General features: G+C 62.4%; 15 protein-coding genes. 9 read left to right on the top strand and 6 right to left on the bottom strand.

Translation table 11 applies throughout. From position 1 onward, the window contains the following. Positions 1 to 222: 222 nt before the first annotated feature. The 4 genes from WH303_RS11240 to arfB form a co-directional block, all read right to left on the bottom strand. Positions 223 to 948, bottom strand: coding sequence for a hypothetical protein (locus WH303_RS11240; protein ID WP_339518512.1), 726 nt, complete (start codon positions 946 to 948; stop codon positions 223 to 225). A 358-nt stretch (positions 949 to 1,306) separates the two neighbouring features. Then, positions 1,307 to 2,725: an ATP-binding protein gene (locus WH303_RS11235; RefSeq protein ID WP_339518511.1), complete on the bottom strand. Its 1,419-nt coding sequence runs from the start codon at positions 2,723 to 2,725 to the stop codon at positions 1,307 to 1,309. Then, positions 2,722 to 3,471, bottom strand: a complete 750-nt coding sequence (locus tag WH303_RS11230; RefSeq protein ID WP_339518510.1) for a response regulator transcription factor — start codon at positions 3,469 to 3,471, stop codon at positions 2,722 to 2,724. Before WH303_RS11230 ends, WH303_RS11235 begins: the two co-directional genes overlap by 4 nt. Before the next feature lie 73 nt (positions 3,472 to 3,544). Beyond that, positions 3,545 to 3,961 carry an alternative ribosome rescue aminoacyl-tRNA hydrolase ArfB gene (arfB, locus tag WH303_RS11225; RefSeq protein ID WP_133858423.1) on the bottom strand — a complete coding sequence of 139 codons (417 nt, stop codon included), beginning with the start codon at positions 3,959 to 3,961 and terminating at the stop codon, positions 3,545 to 3,547. Between the two features lie 356 nt (positions 3,962 to 4,317). On the opposite strand from arfB, the gene WH303_RS11220 reads away from it, so the two are divergent. From WH303_RS11220 to WH303_RS11180, 9 genes are all read left to right on the top strand, one after another. Beyond that, entirely contained in the window at positions 4,318 to 6,552 is a 2,235-nt protein-coding gene (locus tag WH303_RS11220) for an NADP-dependent isocitrate dehydrogenase (RefSeq protein ID WP_027010657.1), read from the top strand. A gap of 357 nt (positions 6,553 to 6,909) precedes the next feature. After that, on the top strand, positions 6,910 to 8,535 hold the full coding sequence (locus WH303_RS11215; RefSeq protein ID WP_445228277.1) for an inorganic phosphate transporter: 1,626 nt from the start codon (positions 6,910 to 6,912) through the stop codon (positions 8,533 to 8,535). Between the two features lie 557 nt (positions 8,536 to 9,092). Further along, positions 9,093 to 10,196, top strand: coding sequence for a porin (locus tag WH303_RS11210; RefSeq protein ID WP_339518509.1), 1,104 nt, complete (start codon positions 9,093 to 9,095; stop codon positions 10,194 to 10,196). An 88-nt stretch (positions 10,197 to 10,284) separates the two neighbouring features. Continuing rightward, on the top strand, positions 10,285 to 11,358 hold the full coding sequence (locus WH303_RS11205) for a sensor histidine kinase (RefSeq protein ID WP_339518508.1): 1,074 nt from the start codon (positions 10,285 to 10,287) through the stop codon (positions 11,356 to 11,358). Then, complete coding sequence (locus WH303_RS11200; RefSeq protein ID WP_339518507.1) at positions 11,355 to 11,963, top strand: response regulator transcription factor; 609 nt, start codon at positions 11,355 to 11,357, stop codon at positions 11,961 to 11,963. Before WH303_RS11205 ends, WH303_RS11200 begins: the two co-directional genes overlap by 4 nt. A 374-nt stretch (positions 11,964 to 12,337) precedes the next feature. After that, positions 12,338 to 14,446, top strand: coding sequence for an iron uptake transporter permease EfeU (gene efeU, locus WH303_RS11195; RefSeq protein WP_339518505.1), 2,109 nt, complete (start codon positions 12,338 to 12,340; stop codon positions 14,444 to 14,446). A 45-nt stretch (positions 14,447 to 14,491) separates the two neighbouring features. Beyond that, positions 14,492 to 15,838: an iron uptake transporter deferrochelatase/peroxidase subunit gene (gene efeB / locus WH303_RS11190; protein ID WP_339518503.1), complete on the top strand. Its 1,347-nt coding sequence runs from the start codon at positions 14,492 to 14,494 to the stop codon at positions 15,836 to 15,838. Between the two features lie 140 nt (positions 15,839 to 15,978). After that, positions 15,979 to 16,818, top strand: a complete 840-nt coding sequence (efeO, locus tag WH303_RS11185; RefSeq protein ID WP_339518502.1) for an iron uptake system protein EfeO — start codon at positions 15,979 to 15,981, stop codon at positions 16,816 to 16,818. A gap of 130 nt (positions 16,819 to 16,948) precedes the next feature. Next, positions 16,949 to 17,455: a DUF6882 domain-containing protein gene (locus WH303_RS11180; RefSeq protein WP_339518501.1), complete on the top strand. Its 507-nt coding sequence runs from the start codon at positions 16,949 to 16,951 to the stop codon at positions 17,453 to 17,455. A gap of 86 nt (positions 17,456 to 17,541) precedes the next feature. Here WH303_RS11180 and WH303_RS11175 read toward each other — a convergent pair whose 3' ends face one another. Beyond that, positions 17,542 to 17,904: a VOC family protein gene (locus WH303_RS11175; RefSeq protein ID WP_339518500.1), complete on the bottom strand. Its 363-nt coding sequence runs from the start codon at positions 17,902 to 17,904 to the stop codon at positions 17,542 to 17,544. Positions 17,905 to 18,305: 401 nt separating this feature from the next. After that, positions 18,306 to 19,301, bottom strand: a complete 996-nt coding sequence (locus WH303_RS11170) for a Bug family tripartite tricarboxylate transporter substrate binding protein (RefSeq protein WP_339518499.1) — start codon at positions 19,299 to 19,301, stop codon at positions 18,306 to 18,308. Between the last annotated feature and the right edge of the window lie 28 nt (positions 19,302 to 19,329).

Below are 19,329 nucleotides of genomic sequence, written 5' to 3'. Positions count from 1 at the left end.
AGTAAGACGGCCTGCAGGCGGCGCAGCCCTGTGCAAAGCCGGGCGGGCCAAAGGTATGCAGAGCGGAGCTGGCTGGCGTGGACGCGGCGCAGAGCCGACCACGTTGGCTGGGTGAGCAAATGAATTCGCAATCAGAATCATTTGCGATGCATGTGGCTGGCGTTTGCCTGTTTGTGTCAGTTTGTGATTGTCCGAAGAAATTGATGTACTGTTAGTGAGTATTCACTTGGAAAACCATATTTCTAAGAACTTCTTTTCACAGCTTTTGAACCAAAGATAAGTTGCAGACCATATTGAGCCATAAAAAATCGACCAACCGAAGAACGTTATCCATTCATTCAATGACTTGTGGATCGTTGTGTCATTAAATACCTTGATCAATTTTTGAAATGGTTCAACTAGCCCGGCGGATAGGAAAAATATTATTCCTGCCGAGGCAGCAAGTGAGATGAAGTAGCTGACTAAGTCGCTAGATTTATGTGTTGCTCTCGAGCGAGAATTTGTAGCTTGACTGTCACATATGTGATCGAAATACGAAATCCGACGGGCTTCACTGCTACGGTGAAACCAAGGCTTCGCCTCACGTTTTGCACGATCCCAATCATGTTTTAAAAGCAGAGCCATCCTAGTGCAAAATTCTTTTGTGTGCTCCTCTAGCTTATTTGGGTCCGCAAGGTTTCGTGCGGCAATAACAAGGGCTTGATCTTCGTTGTCAAATGGATTTAAGTTCAACTCGAGCTGATTACAAAGATGTAAGACTTGGTCGCAATCTTTCGATTGTGCGGCTTTTGTTAGATTGGCCGCCAAAACACGCATCGCTGTGCGCCACTTGGCGCGTTCCGCAGTAACGTTTTCGACTTGAATTTTCCGCTCGCTGGTGCGCAAAGTAACTAAAGCAGCGACCAGAGCTGATACCACAGAAGAAGATATGAGTGTTGAGTAATCCAATTGGGTACCTTTAAATATAGTGTAAGAAAGTTTTTGCAGTGCTATTTTTATCTGGGGTTCCTGAATAGTAGACTCTTTAGAAATCTTCGTGAGATATAATATTTCTCGCTAATAAAAATTTCATATTTTTGAAATAGTTTCTAAAGATTTCTTTTTTCCTGGGTCATAATATATGAGATAATTGATAATGATTATATGGATTAATTTCAAATAATGCTTTGATTTGTTGCCGTGACGAATACTGGCTGGTAATTATCTATTGGCATCGAGGTTCATTGTTATTTAACGCGGTTGGATAACGAGTGTGCGGCATAAATATATGATTTCAGCAAGTCTAACGGCAGCTTTGGATCAGCCCTCAAGCCGGCAACTCAATCACCGCCCTTAACCCACCCTCACTGCGGTTATGCAGCTTCAGCTCACCCCCATGCGCCCGCACGCATGAGCGCGCAATCGCCAGCCCCAAGCCAAAGCCACCGGTCTCCCCGTTGCGGGCGACCTCCAGCCGGCTAAAGGGCCGAAAGGCCCGCTCCATGTCCTGGGGCGCAATGCCGGGGCCTTCGTCTTCGATCTCCATGCGCAGCGTGCCGGCGGTGCCCGGGTCTGCGGCATCCGGCACGGTCAGCCGGACCTGCACACGGCCGTAGCGCGCGGCATTGTCGATCAGGTTGGCGAGAGCGCGCTTGAGGTGGGCCGGGCGGCAGCGGTAGCTGATGCTGGGGGGGGGCGTCCAGTCCACTTGGCGGCCCAGGCTACGCTGCTGCTCGACGACCTCGCCGACCAGCGCATCCAGGTCTACCGGCTGGGTGGTTTCGCGCATCGCATCGTCCTGGGCAAAGTGCAGGATCTCTTCGACCATGCTGTGCATCTCGTTGATGGTGCTCACCATCGCCTGGCGCAGCTCGTCATCGTCCACCAGCTCGGCGCGGATGCGCAGCGAGGTGAGGGGGGTGCGCAGGTCGTGTCCAATGGCGGCGACCATGCGGGTGCGGTCGTTGACGACGCCGAGCAAGCGGTCCTGCATTTCGTTGAAGGCCTCGATGATTTCGCGCACGCCTTCGGGCCCGGACAGCGGCAGGTGCGCGGAGCGCTCGCCCCGGCTGATGCGCTGGGCCGCCTCGGTGAGCATGCGCAGCGGCTGCATGATGCGCCGGCCAAACAGCACCGCAATGACGATGATGGGCAGCATGCCCACGGGGATGGAAAAACTCAGCACCCGGCTCCAGTGGCTGAGCAGCATGGTGGGCAGGTGCCAGCTGCTGAGCCACTGGCCATCGGGCAGGCGCACATCGACATGCAGCATCCAGCTGCCATCTTCTTCGAACGCCGGGCTCAGCAGCGCGAGGATGTCCTGGTCCACATCGCCGGCCTGGCTGGCTGCCAGGGGTGAGCGCATGCGCAGATGGATGCGCACCGGTGGGTCTGCAGCGTTGGCGCCCGCATCCAGGCCCAGGCGCTCCTGCAGCCTGGCGGTGAGCTTGGCTTCCTGCTCGGTGACGGGCTGGCCGTCATCAAAAGGGCGCGGGCGGATGCGGAACTGCGAATCGGGCAGGCTGATGCTTTGCACCAGGCGCTGGGCGGATTCGGGGCTGCTCTCCAGCGCGCGGTAGGCGGCGGCCACCCGGGTCTCGATGGTGTGGGCAGACAGCGGGTGGACCACGTCACTGTCCTGGCGCAGCCAGGTGAGCAGCAAGACGGCGGCCAGGTGAGCGACGACCAGGGCCAGCAGCAACAGCGCGAGCAACTGGCCGGCCAAGGTGCGCGGCAGCAGCTTCATGGTGCGAGGCGGATGTTTCTGGCCGCCAGCAGGTAGCCGTCGCCGCGTACGGTCTTGAGCATGCGGGGCTGGCGCGGGTCGGATTCGAGCTTTTTGCGCAGCCGGCTGATCTGGGTGTCGATGCTGCGGTCAAAAAACGCGGCGCCTTCGCGCTGGGTCAGGTCCATCAATTGCTGGCGGCTGAGCACGCGGTTGGGGTTCTCCAGCAGCGCGCGCAGCAGGTGGAACTCCGCGGTGGTCAGTGGCACGGGGCTGAGGCCAGGATCCTGCAGCTCGCGCGTGGTCAGGTCAAAGGACCAGCCTTCAAAGGTGTAGCGCTTTTCTGCCAAGGATTCTTGCGCAGGGGGCGATTGCGCCGCATCGTCAGCCCGCCTGCGCGCGCCGCGCCGCAGCACGCTGCGCACCCGCGCCACCAGCTCGCGCGGGTCAAAGGGCTTGAGCACATAGTCGTCGGCGCCAATCTCCAGGCCTGCCACCCGGTCGGCCTGGTCGGTCATCGCGGTCAGCAAGATGACGGGGGTGCCGATGTGTTCGGCAACAAAGCCGCACAGCGACAGGCCGTCCTCGCCGGGCAGCATCACGTCCAGGATGATGAGGTCGTAGCGGTGGTCTTTGAGCAGTTGCCGCATGGCGATGCCATCACCGGCGGTGTCGACATCGAAGTCATAGCGGCGCATGAAAGTGGCAAGAGGGTCGCGGATGCTTTGGTGGTCATCGACGATCAGGATGCTGCGTCGCACGTTCATGGAAATTCAGGCGTTGGCAAATGAGATTACTTCTTATTATCACCGGCCCTCTGCCAGTGGGCGCGGTGCATGGTCAATCCCGCACCTTGCCGCGTTGGGCTTTGACATTGGCACGCAGGCTCTTGCTTTGCAGGCGGCGCTGCTGCGAGCCCCAGGTCGGCTTGGTGGCGCGGCGCTTGCGCGGCTCCACCGCCACGCTTGCCACCAAGGCGTTGAGGCGCTCAAGCGCATCCCAGAGGTTTTGCTCCTGGGTGCGGTAGCTCTGGGCCTTGATGACGACCACGCCTTCCTGGGTGATGCGTGAATCGGCCAGCGCGAGCAAGCGGGTCTGCACCGGCTCGGGCAGGCGCGAGGCGCGCACATCAAAGCGCAGGTGGATGGCGCAGCTGACCTTGTTGACGTTCTGCCCGCCGGGCCCCTGGGCGCGGATGGCCGTCCACTGCACATCGGCTTCATGCAAGGTGAGGGCGGAGGGCAGGGGCGTGGTCATGTCGGCAGGCGTGTCGCGGTGAAAAGAGCTGCAAGGCGGTGGATCGGAGGCGGATTGGGGTTTCACAGCGCTGTCGTGCAGCGCTGGCATAACGGCAGCTAGCCCCGTATTTTGCGTCAGCAGGCTCAGATGCCTCAACAAATCGCTGGGCCAACTCTTGTATAAGACTTAAAAAGCAGCGACAATCCTTGGCGTTGAATTCCGTATTGTGATATTGCATTGCAGCATTTGAGGGACAGGCTTCCCAACATGCAGCGCGCGGTACATCATGACGGAGTTTACGCGGGCGCGCCCTGGGCTGTGGAGACCGGCCAAGGCGCGACGCACATCAGAACTTTTGCCACTTGAAAGACCAGATGACTACCCAGCAACCCACCATCATCTACACCCTGACCGACGAAGCGCCTCGTCTGGCGACCGCAGCGTTCTTGCCGGTTGTTCGCAGCTTTGCGAGCGCCGCTGGCATCAATGTGGCCGAGAGTGATATTTCGCTGGCAGCCCGCATTCTGGGTGAATTCCCCGAGTTTCTGACCGAAGCACAGCGCGTGCCCAACAACCTGGCCGACCTGGGCAAGCTGACCCTGACGCCCGATGCCAACATCATCAAGCTGCCCAATATTTCCGCGTCGGTGGGCCAGCTGCAAGAAGCGATCAAGGAGCTGCAAGACCACGGCTACAAGCTGCCTGACTACCCAGACAGCCCTGCCAACGATGCAGAAAAAGACATCAAGGCGCGCTACAGCAAGTGCATCGGCTCGGCCGTGAACCCCGTGCTGCGCGAAGGCAACTCAGACCGCCGCGCACCGCTGGCTGTGAAGAACTACGCCAAGAAGCACCCCCATTCGATGGGCGAGTGGAAGCAGTGGTCGCAAACCCATGTCTCGCACATGGAAGAGGGCGACTTCTACCACGGCGAAAAGTCCATGACGCTGGACAAGGCCCGCGAAGTGAAGATGGTGCTGGAGACCAAGTCCGGCAAGACCGTGGTGCTCAAGGACAAGGTCAAGCTGCAGGACGCCGAAGTGGTCGATTCGATGTTCATGAGCAAGAAGGCCCTGCTGGCTTTCTACGAAAAGGAAATCGAAGACTGCAAGCAGTCGGGCATTTTGTTCTCGCTGCACGTCAAGGCCACGATGATGAAGGTGTCCCACCCCATCGTGTTCGGTCACTGCGTGCGCATTTTCTACAAGGAAGCGTTCGAGAAGCACGGCAAGCTGTTCGATCAGCTGGGCGTGAACGTGAACAACGGCATGGCCAATCTGTACGAAAAGATTGAAACCCTGCCTGCCTCGCAACGCGAAGAAATCATCCGCGACCTGCACAAGTGCCAGGAAGGCCGCCCAGCGCTGGCCATGGTGGACTCTGCCAAGGGCATCACCAACTTCCATTCGCCCAACGACGTGATCGTGGACGCATCGATGCCTGCGATGATCCGCGCCGGCGGCAAGATGTGGGGCGCCGATGGCAAGCCTTACGACTGCAAGGCCGTGATGCCTGAGTCGACCTTTGCCCGCATCTACCAGGAAGTGATCAACTTCTGCAAGTGGCACGGCAACTTCGACCCCAAGACCATGGGCACCGTGCCCAACGTGGGTCTGATGGCGCAAAAGGCCGAGGAATACGGCTCGCACGACAAGACCTTCGAGATCAGCGAAGACGGCGTGGCCAACATCGTCGACATCGCCACCGGCGAAGTGCTGATGAGCCAGAACGTGGAGCAGGGCGACATCTGGCGCATGTGCCAGGTCAAGGATGCGCCAATCCGCGACTGGGTCAAGCTGGCTGTCACCCGCGCCCGCAACTCCGGCATGCCTGCCGTGTTCTGGCTGGATCCCTACCGCCCACACGAAGCCGAGCTGATCAAGAAGGTGCAAACCTACCTGAAGGACCACGACACGAACGGCCTGGACATCCATATCCTGTCGCAAGTGCGCGCGATGCGCTTCACGCTGGAGCGCGCAGCCCGTGGCCTGGACACCATCTCGGTGACCGGCAACATCCTGCGTGACTACCTGACCGACCTGTTCCCGATCCTGGAGCTGGGTACCTCGGCCAAGATGCTGTCGGTGGTGCCACTGATGCAAGGCGGCGGTCTGTACGAAACCGGCGCTGGCGGCTCGGCCCCCAAGCATGTCGAGCAGCTGGTCGAAGAAAACCACCTGCGCTGGGATTCGCTGGGCGAGTTCCTGGCGCTGGCCGTCTCTTTCGAAGAGCTGGGCATCAAGAACAACAACGAGCGCGCCAAGCTGCTGGCCCAGACCCTGGACCAGGCCACCGGCAAGCTGCTTGACGAGAACAAGTCGCCATCGCGCCGCACCGGTGAGCTGGACAACCGTGGCTCGCAGTTCTACATCGCGCTGTACTGGGCCCAGGCGCTGGCCGCGCAAACCACCGATGCCGAACTGGCAGCCAAGTTTGCGCCCCTGGCCAAGAGCCTGGCCGAGAACGAAGCCAAGATCGTCGGCGAACTCAAGGACGTGCAAGGCAAGCCTGCCGACATCGGCGGCTACTACCAGCCTGACGCAGCCAAGCTGGACGCCGTGATGCGCCCCAGCAGCACCTTCAACGCAGCGGTGGCTGCACTGGGCTGATAAAGCCCAGGCCTGGGCTGGCTGATGCCGCCCGGGTTGCGATCATCCAAGTAAAACCGGCAGACCCGTGAGGGCTGTCGGTATTTTTTTCGTGTGTTTTATCGCCGCGTGCGGAAGTGCGCCTGGCAGGCACCGCTGGGTTCTGGGGAGACGCGATCAGCGCCATCTTTGGCAGCGGCAGCTGAGTCGGTATGAAGCATTTACGGGTATTTTTTAACAAGATGAAATACTAATGGATGATTTGCAAAAGCAATCAAACATTAGCAAACATTATCTTATGGTAATGATCTTGTCACACACGTTGAACAAAATTGCAAATGTCTAAACACAACACAGTGCCACCGGCACATAAACGACATGAGCAGTTCCATGGCCTCTTCGGCAGGTTTGTCAGCGGGCGCTGTCAAACCAAATTTCGATCAAAGAACCAGCCCCGTGCAGGTCGTGATCTTTCTGGGTTTGCTGGGCATTGGCCTGGGCTATATGGCCTGGGCCTTGGTGACGGACGTCACCGACTCGCCGGGCGGCAACAGCATCACCATGGTGGCTTTCCTGCTGCTGGCGGTGGCGCTGCTGATTGCGCTGGGCTTTGAGTTTGTCAACGGCTTCCACGACACGGCCAACGCCGTAGCCACCGTTATCTACACCCATTCGATGCCACCCAATGTGGCGGTGGTCTGGTCGGGCCTGTTCAACTTTCTGGGCGTGCTCACCTCCAGCGGCGCCGTGGCCTACGGCATCATCTCGCTGCTGCCGGTCGAGCTGATCTTGCAAGTCACGTCCGGCGCGGGCTTTGCGATGGTGTTTGCGCTGCTCATTGCCGCGATCATCTGGAACCTGGGCACCTGGTGGCTGGGTCTGCCCGCGTCGTCATCGCACACGATGGTGGGCTCGGTGATTGGCGTGGGCGTGGCCAATGCGCTGATGCGCGGCCGTGACGCGATGAGCGGTGTGGACGGCCACCAGGTCTGGGGCGTCTTCAAGGCCTTGCTGGTCTCGCCGGTGGTGGGCTTTGTCTGCGCCGCGTTGCTGCTGCTGGCCATGAAGGCGCTGGTCAAGAACCGCACCCTGTACGAAGAGCCCACCGGCAGCGCGCCTCCGCTGTGGATCCGCATTTTGCTGATCTTCACCTGCACCGGTGTCTCATTTGCCCACGGCTCCAACGATGGGCAAAAGGGCATGGGCTTGATCATGCTGATCTTGGTGGGTGTGGTGCCGATGGCCTATGGCTTGAACCATGCCGTGACCGAGCAGCACACGCCCCAGTTTGTCGAGGTTGCCTATGCCACGCAGGCCAATCTGGCCAAGGTCTCGACCCTGCCAGCGCCTGCGACCGATGCGCTGGCGCGCAGCACCGTGTCCGAGTTCATCCGTACCAAGGAGGCCAAGCCCGAGGTGGTTCCCGCCCTGGCCGAGCTGGCCGGCAGCATTGGCAAGCAGGTGCAGGAATACGGATCGCTGGCCAAGGTGCCCGCCACGGCGGTGGGCAATGTGCGCAACGACATGTTCCTGGCCTCAGAGACCATTTCCGTGCTGACCAAGAGCGATGCGATGGCACTGAACGATGCCAGCAAGGCACAGCTCCAGGCCTTTCAGGCCGAGTTGAACACCTCCACTAAATTCATTCCTGTCTGGGTCAAGGTGGTGGTGGCCATTGCCTTGGGGCTGGGCACGATGGTGGGCTGGAAGCGCATTGTGAAGACCGTTGGCGAAAAGATTGGCAAGACCCATCTGACCTACGGCCAGGGCGCGGCGGCTGAACTGGTCGCGATGACCACCATCGGCGCAGCCGATTCCTTTGGCCTGCCGGTCTCCACCACCCATGTGCTGTCATCGGGCATTGCCGGCGTGATGACCGCCAATGGATCGGGCCTGCAGGCCTCCACCTTGCGCAATATTGCGCTGGCCTGGGTGCTGACCCTGCCATGCGCGATGCTGCTCTCGGGTAGCCTGTACTGGCTGTTCAGCCATGTCTTTGCCTGAGCGAAGCCTGGCTTATGGAGGGCCTGGACGAGGCGCTCAGGGCGCTGGGTAGTCGCCTTGTCCAGGCCTGTTGTCTGCCATCTATACCAAGGTATATGCATGCCATCCCAATGGCGGTGACATGCATGCCCAGGGCCACTGGCAAAGCAGCGATCGGCCTGCGAGAATCCGCTCTGTCGTCGCCGATGGCATGGCCTGCATAAAAAGCGATGACGCTGCGCCCTGTTCCGTCTCGGCGATTGCCGCCGATGTGCGCTTCAGTTGTTGAAGCAGGGCATGGGTATCCCTCCAAATTCTTCGCAGGAGAAAAGCCATGGACCCCGATCCTGAGCCTGCCATGCGCTGCTGCAAGCGCTGCCTTGCTTTGCCGTACACAACCACCACCTCCTCCTGGGCTGCCGCGCCAAGGCCATCTCGCCGCTGAATGCATGAGAGGGTCCTTGGCGGCGTGCTGCCGCTGTGACAATCCCATGCTGCTTTTTCCAATCCTCTCCCACCCTCGCTCCACCGAGCCCCGGCAGCCTCTGCGGCACCAGCCTCGGGCCCGCATATGGCCCTTGTGTGCAGCTTTGCTGGCCGCCATGGTGGCGATGCCGGCCCAGGCGCAGACGAGCGTGCGCCTGTATGGCACCGTCGATGCCGCCATCAGCGCAACCCGGGTGAGCGGGGCGCCAACGCAAAAGAGCCTGCTGAGCGGCGGCCTGTCCGATTCGCTCTGGGGCCTGCAGGGCCGTGAGGCGCTGGGTGGCAGCAGCTACGCCGCCTTTGCGCTGGAAGGCGGGCTGGATGCCGCCCACGGCGCGCCCGATGACCCAGCAAGGCCGTTCAACTACCAGTCCTGGGTGGGGGTGGGCAATGCGAGCCTGGGCGAGCTGCGCCTGGGGCGCCAGTACACCGTGGGCCAGGCCTATGTCAGCGCGATCGAGGTGGGGGCCTGGCGCGGCTTTGGCGTGGGTGCCTTGTTGCGGGCCTCGGACAACTACCAGGTGTCCAAGCAGCTCAGCTGGCGCAGCCCGCAGTGGGGCGGTGTGCAGCTGGGCGCCAGTTACAGCTTTGACGCAGGTGACGCGCCAGCCGCAGGCACGACGGGCAGCGCCACCTACAAGCTCTATAGCTTGGCGCTGCGCTATGAGGACGGCCCCTGGCTGCTGGCTGCGAGCTGGGAGCAAGCCAGTGCCGTCCGTTGGGACGCCGCCTTGGCTGGCCGGCGCCCCAGCGCCGCGCAGCTGGGCGCCAGCTACAACTTTGGCGTGGCACGCCTGGCGGCGGGCTGGAGTCGCCAGCGCAATGGCTTTGTCGGGCGCAATGGCGGCGATGGGCCGGCGCAGTTGCAGGCGGCCGGGCTCAAGGGTTTGGGGCCCATCGAGTTCATCGATGGAGGCCGCCTGGATGCGTTCTATCTGGCTGCGTCCATTCCCTTGGGCCGTGGTGAGTTCCAGATGCAGTGGTCCCAGGCGCGGCCCAACTGGGATTGGCAGGACAGCGGCGCGCGCGCCCGGACCAGCCAGGTGGTGTCGCTGGGCTACATCTACCCGTTGTCGCTGCGCACCAGTGTCTATGCCTTTGCCGCCCATGGCCGGGCTTACGCCATGGATGTGGCCTTGGATGCAAGCCAGCCCTCAGTGAGCCAGCTGGCGTTTGGGCTGAACACCCGTTTTTGATGGGGTGGGCTTTTGCGCCCCATGGCGCCTGGCGTGGTAGCCTTTTGCGATCCCTGCTACCCAGCGCCGCTTTGTCTGCGCGTTTCTGATGAAGATCCCGTTCCTGCCACCCCAACTCTGGCGCCGCCCAGGCCTGCATGTCATGGGCATGGGGCTTGCGCTGGCTCTGCTGTTTCTGATCGACACGGCAACCCGGTATGAGGTGGCGGTGTCGGTGTTCTACACCGTGGTCATTGTCGCGATGGCCCATGTGCTGGCCTTGCGGGGGCTCATGGCGCTCACCGGCAGCTGCGTTGCCCTGACCTGGCTGAGCTTTTTCATCACCAGCTATGGCGACCAGCAAGCAGGCCGGATCAATATGCTCATCAGCACAGTGGCGATTCTGATCACCGGCTACCTGGCCTGCAGGGCGGAATTGGCGCGCGCTGCCGCCCATGAGGCCCAGGCCAGGCTCTTGCGCATCTCGCGCATCCACAGCCTGGAGGGCCTGACCACCTCGATTGCGCATGAGCTGAACCAGCCCTTGGCGGCGATCGTCACCAGCGGCCATGCCTGCCAGCGCTGGATGGACCAAGACCCGCCCAACCTGGACAAGGCCCGGCAGGCGCTCCTGCGCATCCTGGGCGATGCGGACCGGGCCAGCGCCATCATTGGCCGGGTGCGCAAGCTCAGCAAGGGCGAGCCTGCCAGCCCCAGGCCCTTTGTCTTCAATGCCGCCGTGCGCGAAGTGCTGGCGCTGTCGCAGGCCGAGATGCAGCGCCTGAACATCGCGATGCGTGCCGATCTGGCGCCCGGCCTGCCGCTGGCGCTGGCCGATCCGGTGCAGGTCCAGCAGGTCATCGGCAATCTGGTGCTCAATGCGATGGAGGCCACGGCCTTGGTCGATGTCGCGCGCCGCACCATTCTGGTGGAATCGCTGCAGCAGCAGGACAAGCTGGTGTTTCGGGTATCGGATGGCGGCCCGGGCCTGCCCGCCGGCGCGCAGGAGCAGGTGTTTGAACCTTTCTGGACCACCAAGCACGAGGGCATTGGCGTGGGGCTAAGCATCAGCCGCAGCATTGTCGAGGCCAATGGCGGCCATATCTGGGCGCAGCCCCATGCACCAGCCGGGGCGGTGTTTGCTTTCAGCCTTCCGGTGGCGCAGGAGGAGGGCGCGGCATGACGGCGCCTGCCATGGTCTATGTGGTTGATGACGACCACTCGGTGCGCGCCGCGCTGGAGGATCTGCTCGCCTCTGTCGGCCTGCCGGTGCGCGCTTTTGCATCGGCTGCCAAATTTCTGGCGCATCCGCCCGCTGATGCGCCCGCCTGCCTGGTGCTCGATGTGCGCATGCCGGGGCAAAGCGGCATGGAGTTCCAGCGCCAGATGCAGAGCCTGGGCCTGCTGCTGCCCGTGGTCTTCATCACCGGGCACGGCGATATTGCGATGGGCGTCAAGGCCATCAAGCAGGGCGCGATTGACTTTCTGGCCAAGCCTTTTCGCGACCAGGATCTGCTCGACGCCATCCACCACGGCATTGCACAAGACCGCGCCCGGCGCCTGCAGGCTGCCGACCGCGCCGAGAGCCATGGCCGCTGGCAGTCGCTCTCTGATGGCGAGCGCGAGGTGGTGCGGCTCGTGGTGCAGGGCCTGCTCAACAAGCAGATTGCCCACCAGCTGCAGCTGAGTGAGGTGACGGTCAAAGTGCGGCGTGGCAATGCGATGCGCAAGCTGCAGCTGAGCTCGCTGGCCGATCTGGTGCGGTTCACCGAAAAGCTCGGCCTGTAGTGGCGAATCGCAGCGCTTGCCGCTGGCCTTGGGCCAGCTGACTCTGAAGCCAGCCTTACGCCATGCTGGCGGCAGGGGTGTTTTGCGAATGGCGGTTGCTATCTAATTGATAGCTTCAAAGCCATGTGCGCGATGATAAGATATACGTTTTTGCTTGTAAATGCTGTGCCTGCGTGTAGGCGGCCTGCGGATGCGCTGACTGCGACGGCAGTTTGGTCTTAACATGCTGCACCTGCCTTTGCTGCATCGCCGCATTGTCTGCCTGCGGCAGGCCCTGGGCCGTTCGGCACGGTTGGGCATTTATCGACAGAACTGAGAAAGATCAGCGGGCGGCGCGGCCCTTGGCCTGCGCGCCGGCTTGAGCAACACATTACATGCTGGTTCCATTTTTGATTATGTTGCGCGAGGGCATCGAGGCCGCGCTGATCGTTGGCATCATTGCCAGTTTCCTTCGCCACACGGGCCGCGCGCGCCTGATGCCCGCCGTCTGGGCCGGGGTGTTTCTCGCGCTGGGCCTGTCGCTTTTCGTGGGCGCTGGCCTGCAGTGGATGGCCGCCGAGTTTCCGCAAAAGCAGCAGGAGCTGTTTGAGGGCCTGGTCGGTTTTATCGCGGTGGGCATGCTGACGGGCATGGTGTTCTGGATGCGCAAGGCCTCGCGCTCGATCAAGGGCGAGTTGCAGGCCTCGGTCGACAAGGCGCTCAGCACCTCGGGCAGTGCCAGCTGGGCGCTGATCGGCATGGTCTTTTTGGCCGTCGCCCGCGAAGGCGTCGAATCCGTCTTCTTCTTGCTCGCCATCTTCCAGCAAAGTTCGGGCTGGAGTGCCGCTGCTGGCGCCTTCCTCGGCGTGGCACTGTCGGTGCTGCTGGGCATTGGACTCTACAAAGGCGGCGTGCGCATCAATCTGCGCCAGTTCTTCCGCTACACCGGCATCTTTATCCTGGTCGTGGCCGCTGGCCTGCTGGCTGGCGCCGTGCGCCGCCTGCATGAGGCCGGTGTCTGGAACCAGCTGCAGCAAGTGGTGTTCGACAGCAGCGCTGTGCTGCCCGAAGACAGCCCGCTGGGCGTGATTCTGGGTGGCTTGCTGGGCTATATGCATGCGCCGGTCGTCGGCGAAGTGCTGGCCTGGGCGTTGTACCTGGCCGTGACCTTGGTGATGTTCTTCTGGCCAGTCAAGGCGGCGCCTGCGGTGGCCGGCGCGCATGCCGCATCCACCCCCGCCGCTGCACCGACCCCCATGCCCGCTGCCGAATCTGCGCCCCGTCTGGGCCCGGTGGTGCTGGGCAGTGTCGTCGTGTTCCTGCTGGGCGCCGCAGCCTTCTGGCAGGCATCGACGGCGCCGCATGCCAGCGGTGCTGCTGCGGGTAGCGCCACCTCGGCCGATGGCGTGCCGGTGGTGACCATCGAAATCAACCAGGGCACTTGCACCCCCAATACGGTGACGGTGCCGGCCGGCAAGGTGATTTTCCGCATCGTCAACCAATCGCAGCGCGCGCTGGAGTGGGAAATTCTGGACGGCGTGATGGTGCTCGAAGAGCGCGAGAACATTCTGCCGGGCATGACGCAGCAGCTGAGCGCACGCCTGGTGCCTGGCAACTACGAGATGACCTGCGGCCTGCTCAATGCTGCGCGCGGCAGCCTGACGGTGACGACCTCGGACGCCTTCAAGGCCGAGGCGGCCAAGCCGCCGGTGACTGCCTTCCTGGGCGCACTGGCCGAGTACCAAGTCTATATGCTGACCGAGACGGCCAGCCTGCAAGAGATGGTCGATGCGCTGCAGCAGCGCCTGGCCCATCCGCTCGACGCCGGTGCGACGCCGCAGGACGGCTACCCTGCCGATGCACAGCAGCTGGCTGCACTGGCGCGCGGCCAGTACCAAAAGCTGGCACCGCTGGCCGTGCAGTACGGTGATTTGAATGCCCGCATCGATGCGCGTGCCGCAGACTTTGCGCTGCGCGACAAGGACCCGGCCTTTGTGGGCCTGCAGCGCATTGCCGCTGGCCTGCAAGCGGGTGAGGCAGCGGACCAGCTGCTGCCGCTGGCCACCAGCTTGCAGCAGGATGTGCAGCAACTGGCCCAGCGCCTGGGTGATGCGGCTCTGCAACCCCAGTCGATTGCTGCCGCTGCGGCCAAGGCGCTCGAGCGCGCCTCCACCTTGATTCCTGGCGAGGCGACCACGCCCGAGCAGGGCCTGGCCGTGCTGCAGTTTGTCTACGGCAGCTGGGCTGCGGCCAACAAGGCCCAGCAAGTGCAGGGCCCCGTGCTGGCCAATGCCAACCCGGGCCTGAACCAGCAGCTGCAAGACAGCCTGGCCAAGCTGCGCCAGCGCATGCAAGAGCTGGGCGTGCCCGCCGATGACAGCCAGGTGCCGGGCACCGCCGGTACCGCGTTGAACCCGGTGCAGTGCCAGAACCTGGCCCAGGCGCTCTACCAGGCATCGCAAAGCATGGCCAAGGTCAATGCAGCGCTGGGCTTGCAGCCCTAAACTTTCCGCCTTCTATTTCTACAAATAACACACAGAAAGCACCACATGTCTTTATTCAAGAACAGGAACGCGTCTCAATCCGTTGTGCCGGGCAGCACCGACCCCGCCAGGCGGCGCTGGCTGGGCGAGGCCGCAGGCGTCATGGGCGCCGGTGTGCTGGCCGGCATGCCCGCGCGCCAGGCGCTGGCTGCTGAAGACGCCTCGCCCGGCAACACCCAGGTGGCCGATGCCCCGCATACCAGTGTGTCGCAGCAGCGCGTGCCGTTCTACGGCAAGCACCAGGCCGGTATCGTCACGCCCCGGCCGCTAGCCGGCATGTTGGTCAGCTTTGATGTGCTGGCCAGCAACCAGGCGGAGCTCGAGCGCCTGTTCAAGACCCTGACCGAGCGCATCCACTTTCTGACCCAGGGTGGCACCCAGCCGGTGCTCGACCCCAAGCTGCCGCCTGCGGGCTCGGGCATTCTCGGCCCGGTGGTGCAGCCCGATGCGCTGACGGTGACCGTGGCTGTGGGCCACAGCCTGTTTGACAGCCGCTTTGGTCTGAAGGACCAGTGCCCCAAGCGCCTGACCCCCATGCAGCAGCACCCCAATGACGCGCTGCAGGCCGCGCTCTGCCATGGCGATCTGTCGATCCAGTTCTGCGCCAACACGCCCGACACCAATATCCATGCGCTGCGCGACATCATCAAGAACCTGCCCGATCTGCTGATGGTGCGCTGGAAGCAGGAGGGCTCGGTGCCGCCGATCCCAGCCGCCGTGGGCCAGCCCGCAGAGAGCGCGCGCAACTTTCTGGGCTTCCGCGATGGCTCGGCCAACCCCCAGTCCGATGACGACGCGATGATGCGCCGCATTGTCTGGGTGCAGCCCGAGTCGGGCGAGCCCGCCTGGGCCGCTGGCGGCAGCTACCAGGCGGTGCGCATCATCCGCAATTTTGTCGAGCGCTGGGACCGCACGCCGCTGGGCGAGCAAGAGGCCATCATGGGCCGCGACAAGGACAGTGGTGCGCCGCTGGATGCACGCAAGAAGACCGAGCACGACACGCCAGACTATGCGGCCGATCCCGAAGGCAAGAAGACGCCGATGGATGCGCATATCCGCCTGGCCAACCCGCGCAACCATGGCAGCGAGGCCAACCTGATCCTGCGCCGCCCCTTCAACTACTCGAATGGCGTGACCAAGTCAGGCCAGCTGGAGATGGGCCTGCTGTTCATCTGCTACCAGGCCGACCTGGAAAAGGGCTTTGTCACGGTGCAAAAGCGGCTCGACGGCGAGCCGCTCGAAGAATACATCAAGCCCATTGGCGGCGGCTTTTTCTATGTGTTGCCCGGCGTGGCCGATGCCCATGACTGGCTGGGCCGCAGCCTGCTGGCTGCTGCCGCCAAGCAGGCCTGATCCCGTTTCCTAACCAGCCACTGGTGTCTGTACTGCAAGGCCTGGGCGCGTCCATCTTCATGAAGGACGCCAGCCTGGGTTTGGCATTGGGATACTGGAAGCCAAAAATTATCAATCTAACAGTATCTAGGAGTTCTCGTATGTCCATGCGTCGCCAATTCTTGCAAGGCCTGCTGCTGGCCGGCAGTGCCAGCGTCATTCCCCTGTCCAGCTGGGCGGCAGAAGGCGTGTCTGCGCTGGAGCTGGTCAAGCCCCTCACGGAGTACAAGCTGTACGTCAACAACAACCTGCGCGAGCTGGTCAAGGGCGTGCAGGCCTTCACCGATGCGGTCAAGGCCGGCAAGGTCGAAGAGGCCAAGAAGATGTACGCCACCGTGCGCCGCCCTTACGAGCGCATCGAGCCGATTGCCGAGCTGTTTGCCGATCTGGACAAGAGCATGGACTCGCGCGCCGATGACCATGAAAAGGCCGAGAAGGACCCGGGCTTCACCGGCTTTCACCGCATCGAGTACGGCCTCTGGGTTGAAAAAAGCACCAAGGGCCTGACTCCTTTTGCCGACAAGCTGCTGGCCGATGCCAAGGAGCTGCAAAAGCGCGTGAGCGGCCTGACCTTCCCGCCAGAAAAGGTCGTGGGCGGCGCTGCCGTGCTGATGGAAGAGGTGGCTGCCACCAAGATCTCGGGTGAAGAAGAGCGCTACAGCCACACCGACCTGGACGACTTCCAGGCCAACTTCGAAGGTGCGGACAAGATTTTTGAACTGCTGCGCCCCCTGGTCGAGAAAAAGGACAAAGCCTTTGTCGAGAAGACCGCGTCGAACTTCAAGACCGTGTTCGACATCCTGGCCAAGTACCGCAAGCCCGATGGCAGCTTTGAGCTGTACACCAAGCTGAACGAGGCCGACCGCAAGATCCTGGCCGGCCGTGTCAACACGCTGGCCGAAGACTTGTCCAAGCTGCGCGGCATGCTTGGCCTGAACTGATAGCGCCCTCAGCTTGCTGAACGATGGACCGCCCCTGTGCAAGTGGCGGTTTTTTTATGGCCGATGCGGTTGCCGATCGGCAGGCCCGGTTTGGCCGACAATGGCGGCTGCATTTTGAACCGCTAGCGCTATGAACGACACCACCACCAGCCCCAAAGGGGGCGAGACCGACTGGGCCGCCTGGAGCCGCGAGGCCGTCGAGACCATGATGGCCCGCAATACCGAGTGGCCCCGCCAGTTTGGCCTGCAGAGCGCGCCGCAATACCACTGGGATCTGGAAAGCGCCAGCCTGGTGCTGCAGGCGCCCTTGCATGAAGTGCGGGGCACCGTCTGCCTGGTGGGCACCAGCAGCGAGAGCGAAGGCAGCTTTGTGTGGAGCTGGGCCAATGCCAATATCCCCGCCCAGCATGGCCAGGCCTTGGAGGTGGTGCACGACTTTGGCCGTGAGCACCAGCTGGCCTTGCTGACCACCGCAAGCATCCCCGGCGGCCGGCCCGAGGCAACCGAATGCCTCTGCATTGCCGCCCGGCTGCAGCGCGCGATCGGTACCTTTATCGACCAGCAAGGCGATATCACGCTGTACTTCAGCATCCTGCATCTGCAGGTGGTGCAGAACCCGGACCAAGCGCTTCAGTAAAGGCTTGCCGCCCGCAGCTAGCCGCCCGCAGCTAGCCGCCCGCAACTGGCGTCCGCAGCTAGCCGCCGACGACTGGCCGTCCGCGCCTAGCCGCCCGCTGGGCAATGCAAGCCCAGGCTGCAACCAAAGGGGTCCAGCAGCATGGCCGCTGTGGCCCCCAGGCTGGTCGTGATCGGTCCCCGGTAGAGCCGCGCGCCATGCGCCTGCAGGCGCTCGATGGCAGCGCCCAGATCGGCCACCTCCCAGTACACCGTGGTGCCGCCCACGCCGCCCGGGCATTTGCCATCGGCGGGATGAAAGCCGATCAACAGGCCCGGGCCCTGCACAAAGGCATAGTGCGCGTTCTCGTGCTGCACCTCCGTCCCCAAAAGCTGCGCATACCAGGCGGCCGCTGCATCGATATCGGCGACAAACAATACGACAGACTCCAGCTTCTTGAACAAGGCCATTTCCGTTGCTTTGGGGGGAGGTGGTGGGCTGCGCGATTGTGGCATGGCGCAGCGGGGCGCGAGCTTCGGTGCAGTACATCCGCGGTGTTTGCTTCATACAAACACTCATTCAGCCCTAGGCAGATATTGTGTTGCATTGACCGGTTGAATTCACAACCTGTTGCAGCGGGCCGCTTCACAAAACTGAACTACAGCAGCGCAGCGATTGCCGTCCTCGCTTTCGTCATCCGAGCCCGAACGATTCAAGATGAATCTGATCCATCAAACGCCGGGGCCAAACACCCAGGGCAGCGGTGGCGATCCAAGGTTTCATAGTGGCAACTCCGTGCGAAAAGACAGTCTCCAAAGCGTAGAGCGGTCTGAATCTGCCTTTTTTGGAGGAGTTCGATCCATCTGCGGGCTCAATCCATTTTGACTTGTGCGGCTTTCACCGCCGCCTGCATGCGCAGCTTTTCGCTCGCCATAAAACGGGTCGCCACATCCGGCGGTGTGAGCTGGATCTCGTAGCCCTGAGCGATGAGCGCTTCGCGGGCTTCTGGGGAGGCAATGCCTTGCACAAAGCCTTGGTAGAGGCGATCTATTTCGGCCTTGGGTACACCCGCTGGGGCAATGGCGGCGATCCAGCCGTCCAGCTCGTACTGCGGCAGGCCTTGTTCGGCAATGGTGGGCACATCGGGCAGGCTGGCGCTGCGTTTGGAGCTGGTGATGCCGATGGCGCGCAGGTTCCCGGCCTTGATGTGGGCCATGGCGGGTGCGACCGCCACCACGCCCAGCTGCACCTGGCCGCTGAGCAAGTCATTCATCAGCTGGCCCGTGCCTTTGTAGGGGATGTGGGGCACATCGATCTGTGCCTGCTCGACAAACATGGCAGCGCCCAAATGCAGGATGGTGCCATTGCCCGACGAGCCGTAATTGAGCGTGCCGGGATGGGCCTTGGCGTGGGCAATCAGCTCCTGCACGGTACGTGCGGGCACCTTGGGGTTGGCCACCAGCACAAAGGGCGTGGTGCCGATGATGGTGATGGGCGCGATGTCCTTGATCGAATCAAAGGGCATGTTTTTGTACAGGCTGGGGTTGACGACGTGGTTGTTGCTGACGATGCCGATGGTGTCCCCATCTTTGGACGCCCGCACAATCTGCGCCGTGCCGGTGATGCCGCCTGCGCCAGGCAGGTTCTCAATCACCAGGGTCTGGCCCAGGACTTTGCTGATGGGCGTGCTGATGGCGCGAATGGCGCCGTCAGCCCCCGAGCCCGCCGATAGCGGCAAGATGACACGCAGCGCTTTGTCGTGCCCTGCCGGCTTGGTTTGCGCCAGCGCGGGCAAGGCGCCACTAGTGAGGCTGGCCAGCGCCATGGCCAGTGCGGTGCGGCGGGTGAATGGGCGGGTGGGGTGCATGTTTGTCTCCTGATTGCGGCTTTTCGCC

It is taken from the genome of Comamonas sp. MYb69 (assembly GCF_037479315.1).
Lineage (GTDB): Bacteria > Pseudomonadota > Gammaproteobacteria > Burkholderiales > Burkholderiaceae_C > Comamonas.
The sequence above is the reverse complement of the archived record's forward strand: the minus strand, read 5'-3'. Positions and strand labels throughout refer to the sequence as shown.